The 8,747-nt window shown below is 69.5% G+C and carries 8 protein-coding genes; 4 read left to right on the top strand and 4 right to left on the bottom strand.

The genetic code is table 11. The features are described 5' to 3' along the window. Window positions 1-115 precede the first annotated feature (115 nt). Window positions 116-2,221: a phosphocholine-specific phospholipase C gene (locus ACWGID_RS18205; RefSeq protein ID WP_452197904.1), complete on the top strand. Its 2,106-nt coding sequence runs from the start codon at window positions 116-118 to the stop codon at window positions 2,219-2,221. Window positions 2,222-2,235: 14 nt separating this feature from the next. Here the strand turns inward: ACWGID_RS18205 and ACWGID_RS18200 are convergent, their stop codons facing one another. The 3 genes from ACWGID_RS18200 to ACWGID_RS18190 all read right to left on the bottom strand — a co-directional run bounded on the left by ACWGID_RS18200 (window position 2,236) and on the right by ACWGID_RS18190 (window position 3,584). Next, on the bottom strand, window positions 2,236-2,370 hold the full coding sequence (locus ACWGID_RS18200; RefSeq protein WP_452198247.1) for a LacI family DNA-binding transcriptional regulator: 135 nt from the start codon (window positions 2,368-2,370) through the stop codon (window positions 2,236-2,238). A gap of 70 nt (window positions 2,371-2,440) precedes the next feature. Next, the gene (gene ybaK, locus ACWGID_RS18195; RefSeq protein ID WP_452197902.1) at window positions 2,441-2,929 is read right to left on the bottom strand and encodes a Cys-tRNA(Pro) deacylase; all 489 of its coding nucleotides are present in this window, start codon (window positions 2,927-2,929) and stop codon (window positions 2,441-2,443) included. Beyond that, window positions 2,922-3,584: a helix-turn-helix transcriptional regulator gene (locus ACWGID_RS18190; RefSeq protein ID WP_452197900.1), complete on the bottom strand. Its 663-nt coding sequence runs from the start codon at window positions 3,582-3,584 to the stop codon at window positions 2,922-2,924. The genes ybaK and ACWGID_RS18190 overlap by 8 nt, the downstream gene beginning before the upstream one ends. Before the next feature lie 75 nt (window positions 3,585-3,659). Here ACWGID_RS18190 and folE point away from each other — a divergent pair, with 75 nt between their 5' ends. After that, complete coding sequence (folE, locus tag ACWGID_RS18185; RefSeq protein ID WP_452197898.1) at window positions 3,660-4,271, top strand: GTP cyclohydrolase I FolE; 612 nt, start codon at window positions 3,660-3,662, stop codon at window positions 4,269-4,271. 19 nt (window positions 4,272-4,290) lie between these two features. Here the strand turns inward: folE and ACWGID_RS18180 are convergent, their stop codons facing one another. Beyond that, window positions 4,291-4,608 carry a hypothetical protein gene (locus tag ACWGID_RS18180; protein WP_452197897.1) on the bottom strand — a complete coding sequence of 106 codons (318 nt, stop codon included), beginning with the start codon at window positions 4,606-4,608 and terminating at the stop codon, window positions 4,291-4,293. Between the two features lie 194 nt (window positions 4,609-4,802). On the opposite strand from ACWGID_RS18180, the gene ACWGID_RS18175 reads away from it, so the two are divergent. Both ACWGID_RS18175 and ACWGID_RS18170 read left to right on the top strand, forming a co-directional pair. Beyond that, entirely contained in the window at window positions 4,803-6,224 is a 1,422-nt protein-coding gene (locus ACWGID_RS18175) for a 3' terminal RNA ribose 2'-O-methyltransferase Hen1 (RefSeq protein ID WP_452197896.1), read from the top strand. After that, the gene (locus tag ACWGID_RS18170) at window positions 6,224-8,746 is read left to right on the top strand and encodes a polynucleotide kinase-phosphatase (RefSeq protein ID WP_452197894.1); all 2,523 of its coding nucleotides are present in this window, start codon (window positions 6,224-6,226) and stop codon (window positions 8,744-8,746) included. Before ACWGID_RS18175 ends, ACWGID_RS18170 begins: the two co-directional genes overlap by 1 nt. Window position 8,747: the final 1 nt, after the last annotated feature.

Here is an 8,747-nt window from a genome sequence, read left to right as displayed (position 1 = left end):
CTGTCGTTAATTCCGCGACTCCGTCGCGGGGGTCATTGGGCTTCAACTCCCGCCCTTCCCTCGTCGTTCCAGTCGCTTCGCTCCCTTCACTCCTCAGTCCAGGGCGGGAGGCCCAATGACCGGGATCTCCCGGCGCCTGGTGCTCGGTTCGGTGGCGGGTGGGGCAGCGGCTTCGCTGCTCCCACCGTCACTGCACACCGCGATGGCGCAACCTGTGCGGCGTGGTGGCCTGCGCGCGATCGAGCACGTGATCGTGCTGATGCAGGAGAACCGCTCGTTCGACCACTACTTCGGGACGCTGCGCGGCGTCCGTGGGTACGGCGATCGGCAGCCGCTGCGGCTGCGCAACGGCAAGAGCATCTTCCACCAGCCGAAATCCGGTGGTGGCGAGGTGCTGCCGTTCTCGCTCAGCAAGGCCGCCGCCGACGCGGGCCGGAAACCCGGCGACATCCAGTACCTCGGTGCGCTGGCGCACGGTTTCGGTGACGCCACCCAGGCCTGGGCCGGCGGCTGGAACGACGACTGGGTGCAGGCCAAGACGGCCGCCAGCCTGACCCACTACGAACGCCGCGACATCCCGCTGCAGTACGAACTCGCCGAGAACTTCACGATCTGCGACGCCTACCACTGTTCGGTCAACGGCTCGACGAACCCGAACCGCAACTACCTGTGGTCCGGAACCACCGGCAACGAGCCCGGTACGACGCAGCGCGCGGTCACGAACGCGGCGTACGACTACAACCACGCCGGCTACGACTGGACGGCGTACCCCGAGCGGCTCGAGAAGGCCGGGGTCTCGTGGCAGATCTACCAGGAGTGGGACAACTTCACCGACAACGCGGTCGAGTACTTCAAGACCTTCAAGGACATCGGTCACCGGATCCTGGCGAACGTGCCCGGCGGGTACCGCACGACCGAGGAGTTCTACGACAAGCTCTTCGCGAAGGCTGAAGCCGACCGGACCGATGCGCTGAAGCAGCTGGACGCGGCCGTCGAGCAGCTGCCGGTCACGGACCAGAAGCTGTTCCGCAAAGCGATGTACCGCTCCGAGCCGGAGTCGCTGGTCCCGCGGCTGCGGGCCGATATCAAGGCCGGCACCCTGCCGCAGGTCAGCTGGCTGGTCCCGTCCGCGGTCGACTCCGAACACCCCGGCTCGTCCACCCCGGTCGGCAGCGCGAACCTGATCTACGACGTCCTCGACGCGATCGCGTCCGATCCCGAGACCTGGTCGAAGACCGTGCTGTTCGTGAACTTCGACGAGAACGACGGGTACTTCGACCACGTCCCGCCGCCGGTCGCGCCGCAGCCGCCTTCGGGTGCCGGCGACGACTGGTACGCCGGTAAGCCGATCGGACTCGGCCCGCGGGTCCCGATGACCGTGGTGTCACCGTGGTCGGTCGGCGGGCACGTGAACTCGCAGGTCTTCGACCACACCTCGGTACTGCGCTTCCTCGAACGGTGGACCGGTGTCGAGGAGCCGAACATCAGCGCGTGGCGACGGACCGCCTGTGGTGACCTGACGTCCGCACTGGACTTCGACCGCAGCTACCGCCAGCCGTCCGTCGACCGGCCCGGTCCGGTGCCGGCGCCGATCGGCCGCTGGCACCCGACGCCGCCCGTCGACCAGGCCGTCCCGGTGCAGGAGCCCGGTCGGCGTCCGGCCCGCGCACTGCCTTACCAGCCGACGGTCTCGGGCTTCGTTGCCAGCGGCAATCTGATGTTGGCCCTCAGCAACCATGGCGCGCAGTCGGCACACTTCGCCATCTACCCGTACGGCGGCGAGTTGCCGGCGCCGGCGCACGTCGACGTCCACCACGCCGCGGCCGGGAAGACGCCGGGCGCGACACCGACCTCGGTCGCGATCCCGGTCGACGGCCCGTTCGAGCTCGCGATCCAGGGCCCGAACCGTTTCTGGGCGGAGATCGCCGGCTCGTCCGACGGCGCGGCGGCCGGCCTGGACGTGCGGATCGAGAACCGGGCGGGCGCGCTGCAGCTGCACCTCGTCAACACCTCGCGGAAGCCGCTGACGGTCAAGCTCAACGCCCGCGGATACGCGAGCAAGACCACGACGCTCGAGCTGCGCGGCAAGCAGACCCGGCCGATCTTCTGGCCGACCGATCACGGCTGGTACGACGTCGAGGTCACCACCGCGGACGACACGACGTACCGACGCCGATTGTCCGGCCACCTGGAGACCGGGAAACCAAGTATCACCGGCTGACGCAGCCGCAGGACTCACGGTGCATGATCTCCGCAGGCAGCCGGACTGCCTGCGGAGACGTGCCGGGGTCGTTCATCCGGCCGGGTCCCGTTGACGACGTGCGAGACTGTGCTCACCGATACGCCGGCGGCGCGTGCGACCTCGGTCATCGTGACCATCAGTCGTATGGTCGTCGCTCTCCGTGCTATCGCGCAAGAGATGACGCAAGTGCGCCGGCTGTCAGCGGGCGATCGCCGCTGTGAGCGCCCTGGTCACGCTGATCAGCGCGGCGGGGGACAGGCCGATGTCGAGACCGCGCCGGCCGCCCGACACGTAGACCGTCGGGTGCTCGGTGGCGGTGCTGTCGACGACCGTGGGCAGCGCGCGCTTTTGGCCGATCGGGCTGATCCCGCCGACGACGTACCCGGTGCTGCGTTCGGCGGCGGCCGGTTCGGCCATCACCGCTTTCTTGCCGCCGGCGGCGGCCGCGATCGCCTTCAGGTCGAGCTGCTTGCCGACCGGTACGACGCCGACGGTGAGCTTCCCGTCGACCTCGACGAGCAGCGTCTTGAACACCTGCTCCGGCGCCAGCCCGAGCGCTTCCGCGGCCTCCAGCCCGTACGACTTGGCCGCTGGGTCGTGTTCGTAGGTGTGCGTCGTGAACTCGACCTTTGCCTTGGTCAGCGCGACCGTCGCCGGCGTACCCTGACTCTGCTTGCCCTTAGCCACGATCCGACTGTACGAGACGCACGCAGCAATGACCGGTGCCGGGAGCGAGCTCGGCCTGGAGTGGTGCGTCCAGACTCGCCAGCAGACCGGCGACCAGGTGCAGGTTCATTCCGCAGACCAGTTGCGGGTGGGCTCCGGCGAGTCGGCGGAAGGGGCAGTTGGCGAGGGTGATCCCGTCCTCGTCCGGACGCGGTTCGAAGCCGTTCGCTTCCAGTGCCTCGAGCAGAGTGGAGCCGGAGCGGCCGAGGGTTTCGCCGTACTCGCGGGCTCGGCGGTTGACCGCGTCGCGGGGCGAGCTGCCGGTCTCCTCGGCGTCCTGGATCGCCGCGGCGAGCAGGTGGCCCGCGACGGCGTACTGGCGCTCGGGGAGGGCGATCTCGATCTCCCGGTCGGAGCGGTGGTACAGCTTCGCGGGCCGCCCCGCGCCCGGGCCGGTCCGACCGCTGCGGCGCTCGTAGCAGGTGTTGAGCAGCCCCTCCTCGGTGAGCTTGTCGAGGTGGAACGCGGCGGTGGTCCGGGGGATCCCGAGGGCGGTCGCGGCGTCGTCGCGGCTGACCGGGGCCGGGGCGCCCGCGACGTACTCGTAGAGGCGCCGCCGCGTCGGCTCCTCCAGCGCGGCGATCGCCTGAAGCCGAGCGTCCCAGGAGATGTCCACGGAATGATTCTATCGACAACTTCGGTTGGATAAACAGTATGATGGCTGTTCACTGATACTTCAGGGAGTGTGCAGATGGCGATCTCGGCCGACCTCGAGTCCGTCCCCCTCCATATCGTCGCCCGCCGGGAGGAAATCGATCTTCCCGCCGCGGAGCGCGCCGTCGCGGACCTGCTGACCGCCCTCGGGCGGGATCCGCGGAGCGCGCACCTCGCGGACACCCCGCGCCGGGTCGCGAACGCGTACGCCGAGATGCTCACCCCCCGCGAGTTCGAGCTCACCACCTTCCCCAACGACGAGGGGTACGACGAACTCGTCCTGGCCAAGGACATCCCGGTGCAGTCGCTGTGCGAGCACCACCTGCTGCCGTTCCAGGGCGTCGCCCACGTCGGGTACCTGCCGGGCGACCGGATCCTGGGGCTGTCGAAGCTGGCCCGGGTGGTGGAGTTGTTCGCCCGCGACTTCCAGGTGCAGGAGCGGCTGACCAAGCAGGTCGCCGACTGGCTGCAGGATCACCTGGACCCGAAGGGGGTCGGCGTGGTGATCGAGGCCGAGCACCAGTGCATGTCGCTGCGTGGGGTCCGCGCGACCGGATCGCGGACGGTTACGTCGGCATTGCACGGCGTACTGCGCAACAACCCCAGCTCGCGTCAGGAGTTCTTCGCCCTCACGGGTCTGACCCCCTGACGCTCGCAGGCGCGGTGCGTCAGGCCGACGCGGCCGTTGGGTGCTGGGTCCGCCGGCCGGTCGCGAGGATGTGGGTCAGTTCGCCGGGCAGGAGATCGGTGCCCGGGACCGGGTCCATCTCGGAGACGTCCAGCCAGCGCACCACGGTGGCACCGCAGTGGCCGTGCACGGCGAGGATGGAGTCCAGGTCCGGCCAGACGGCCGTCGACGGGTTCGGGCCGTGCCAGCGGAGCGCCACCGAACCATCGGTGAAGACGCATCCTTCGGCGACGACGCCGGTCCCGGAAACCCCGCTGATGTCGGTGTAACGGACGAGTTCGAAGGTCTGGGGTTTCACCGGCGACACCCCGCGGGGCGTGAATGAGCTGCCATGATCCTTTCCCCGTTGTGACGTGGGTGGGTTTCGCCACAAACCGGGGACGTCTACCGAGTGTCAGCGGGGAAGGACGGTCCGTAGCGACTCATCTTCTCAGAACAAGCTAGATCGAATCTGCCCGAACACGCCAGCCTTCAAACCGCGTGTCTCTTTCAGTGACCCATGATCGAATACTGCAGGTGTTCCTCACCCTCGGTACCGATCTGGCCGGCGTCGGCGTCCCCGCGAGCGACTTCGGGTTCCTGTTGCACAAGAACCCGGCCCGGCCGCAGGCGATCGATGTCACCGGCGGATCGGCCCACGTGTTCTACCCCGAGGCGACCGCGGAGCGCTGTACGGCGGCCGTCCTGCTGGAGATCGACCCGATCGGCCTGGTGAAGGCCGGTCGCGGCAAGGCCTCCGAGGGCTTCACGCTCGGCCAGTACGTCAACGACCGCCCGTACGCCGCGTCGAGCCTGCTCGCGGTGGCCATCGGAAAGCTGTTCCGGACCGCGATGAACGGTCGCTGCGACGCCCGTCCGGAGCTCGCGGCGCGGGCGATCCCGCTGGAGATCCACGTCCCGGCGCTGCCGTGCAGCGGTGGCAACGACCTGGCGCAGCGGTTGTTCGCACCGCTCGGCTGGACCGTCGACGCGCGCCCCGTCCCGCTCGATCCGGAAATCCCGGCGTGGGGTCCTTCGCGGTACGTCGACCTGCGCCTCACCGGCGTACTGCGGCTGGCCGACGCGCTGAACCACCTGTACGTGATGCTCCCGGTGCTCGACGACGCCAAGCACTACTGGGTCGGGTCGGACGAGGTGGACAAGCTCGTCCGGGCAGGCGAGGGCTGGCTCGCCGAACACCCCGAGAAGGAACTGATCTCGCGGCGCTACCTCGCACACCGGCGCTATCTTATGGACGCAGCGTTGGAGAAGCTGGCCGAGGCGGACGGCGTCGAGCTCCCCGAAGACAGCCCCGAAGAGGGCTCGGTGTCACTGGCCGTGGAGCGGCGTACGACGGTGGCCGCCGTACTGCGGGAGCTCGGCGCCCGGCGGATCGCGGACATCGGCTGTGGCGAGGGAGCCCTGGTCGGCGAGCTGCTCAAGGACCCGATGATCGGCGAGCTGATCGCGACGGACGTGTCGGTACGGGCGATGCTCGCGGCCAAACGGCGGCTGCACTACGACGACCTGCCGGACCGGCAGCGAGATCGGCTGAAGTTCCTGCAGTCCTCGGTGACGTACGCCGACGAGCGGCTCGCCGGCCTGGACGCGGTCGTGCTGATGGAGGTCGTCGAACACGTCGACCCGCCGCGGCTGCCCGCGCTGGCCCAGTCGATCTTCCGGGCTGCCCGTCCGGGAGCTGTCGTGATGACCACGCCGAACAGCGAGTACAACGTCCGCTTCCCGTCGCTTGCCGCCGGCAACTTCCGGCACCCCGACCACCGGTTCGAGTGGACTCGCGCGGAGTTCGAGGGGTGGGCTGGCGAGGTTGCCGCGACGTACGGGTACTCGGTCGAGTTCCGGCCGGTCGGTGCGGTTGATGCCGAGGTCGGTGCGCCGACGCAGCTGGCGTTGTTCCGGCGGGAGGAGGCGTGATGACCATCGACGTACCTGCGCTGTGTCTGGTGGTGCTCGTGGGCGCGAGCGGGTCCGGGAAGTCCACGTTCGCGCGCCGGCACTTCCTGTCGACCGAGGTGATCTCGAGCGACTTCTGCCGCGGTCTGGTGTCCGACGACGAGAACGACCAGGCCGCGACGAAGGACGCGTTCGAGGTGCTGCACTTCATCGCGGGCAAGCGGCTCGCGGCCGGGCGGCTGACCGTGATCGACGCGACCAACGTCCAGCCGGAGGCCCGCAAGGAACTGGTGAACCTGGCCCGTGAGTACGACGTACTCCCGGTCGCGATCGTCCTGGACCCGCCGGAGCGGGTCTGTGTGGAGCGGAACGAGCAGCGGTCCGACCGGCAGTTCGGCGCGAAGGTGGTGGTCCGGCAGCGGTCGCAGCTGAAGCGTGGTCTGCGCAGCCTCAAGCGCGAGGGTTTCCGGACCGTGCACGTGCTGAACAGCGTCGAGGAGATCGATGCCGTCAGCATCGAACGCACCAAGCTGTACAACGACCTGACCGATCAGACCGGTCCGTTCGACGTGATCGGGGACGTGCACGGCTGCCGTCCCGAGCTCGAGCGGCTGCTCGCCGACCTCGGATACACGCTGACCCGCGACGCCGCCGGCCGGCCGGTCGACGCGGTGCACCCGGACCGGCGAGCGGTGTTCGTCGGTGACCTGGTCGACCGCGGCCCCGACAGTCCCGGCGTACTCCGGCTGGTGATGGGGATGGTTGCCGCGGGCCACGCGTACTGCGTCCCGGGCAACCACGAGGACAAGCTGCTGCGCGCGCTCCGCGGCAAGAACGTGAAGATCAGCCACGGTCTGGAGACCACCCTCGAACAGCTCGCCGGCGAGCCGGAGGAGTTCCGGACCGCGGTCGCGGCCTTCATCGACGGGCTGATCTCGCACTACGTCTTCGACGACGGCAAGCTGGTCGTCTCGCACGCCGGTCTGGTCGAGCGGATGCACGGACGGACCAGCGGCCGCGTCCGCTCGTTCTGCCTGTACGGCGAGACGACCGGGGAGACCGACGAGTTCGGGCTGCCGGTGCGCTACCCGTGGGCGAACGACTACCGCGGTCGCGCGATGGTCGTCTACGGTCACACGCCGACGCCGGAGCCGGAGTGGATCAACAACACGATCTGCCTGGACACCGGCGCCGTCTTCGGTGGATCGCTGACCGCTCTGCGGTACCCGGAGCGCGAGCTGGTGTCGGTGCAGGCGGCCGAGGAGTACTACGCCCCGGCCAAACCATTGCACGTGGCAACGGCACCGGAGCGCGAACCCGACGTACTCGAACTGACCGACGTCACCGGTCGCCGGGTGATCGAGACCGGGACGCACGGGCGGTTGAGCGTCCGCGCCGAGCAGGCCGGGGCGGCGCTCGAGGTGATGAGCCGGTTCGCGATCGACCCGCGGTTCCTGCTGTACCTGCCGCCGACGATGAGCCCGGTCGCGACCTCGCCGGAGCCGGGGCTGCTGGAGCACCCGCGGCAGGCGTTCGAGGCGTTCCGCGGGCAGGGCGTCACCGAGCTGGTGTGCGAGGAGAAGCACATGGGCTCGCGCGCGGTCGTACTGCTCACCCGGGACGACGACGTCGCCGAGAAGCGCTTCGGACTGGCCGGCCGCGGCGCGATCCACACCCGGACCGGACGCTCGTTCTTCGACGCCGGCCTGACCGACGAACTCCTGCTCCGGCTGCGTGCTGTCGTCGCGAAGGCGGGTGTCTTCGACGAGCTGGACACATCCTGGCTGTTGCTCGACGCCGAGCTGCTCCCGTGGAGTGCGAAGGCCGAGGACCTGCTCAGGAACCAGTACGCCGCCGTTGGTGCGGCCGCCCGTACGTCGTTGCCCGCCGCAACCGCAGCGCTACGATCCGCTCGGGACGCCGGGCTGGATGTCGGCGGGCTGCTCGCGACGAACGAGCAGCGGATGGCGAACGCGGAACGGTTCACCGCGGCGTACCGGCGGTACTGCTGGCCGACCGACGGGCTCGACGGGGTGCGGCTGGCGCCGTTCCAGGTGCTCGCGTCCGAGGGGGCGACGTACCAGGACCGGCCGCATGCTTGGCACCTCGGCGTGGCCGACCGGATGGTTGCCGCGGGCCCGGAGCTGATCACACAGACCCGGCGGCTGTTCGTCGACGCTGACAACTGGGACGCCGGGATCGCGTGGTGGGAGGAACTCACCGGCGCCGGGGGAGAGGGCATGGTGGTGAAGCCGGCCGCCAACCTCACCCGGACGGCGAAGGGGATGGCGCAGCCGGGGCTGAAGGTACGCGGGCAGGAGTACCTGCGGCTGATCTACGGGCCGGACTACACCGAGCCGGCGAACTTCAGCCGGTTGCGCGACCGGAACCTCGGTCACAAACGCTCGCTCGCGCTCCGCGAGTACGCGCTCGGTCTGGAAGCGCTCGACCGCGCCGCCCGCGGCGAACCGCTGTGGCGGATCCACGAGTGCGTCTTCGCCGTCCTCGCCCTCGAGTCGGAGCCGATCGACCCACGCCTCTAAG

Source organism: Kribbella sp. NPDC054772 (assembly GCF_053611945.1).
This window is presented reverse-complemented; position numbering and strand designations above follow the sequence as displayed.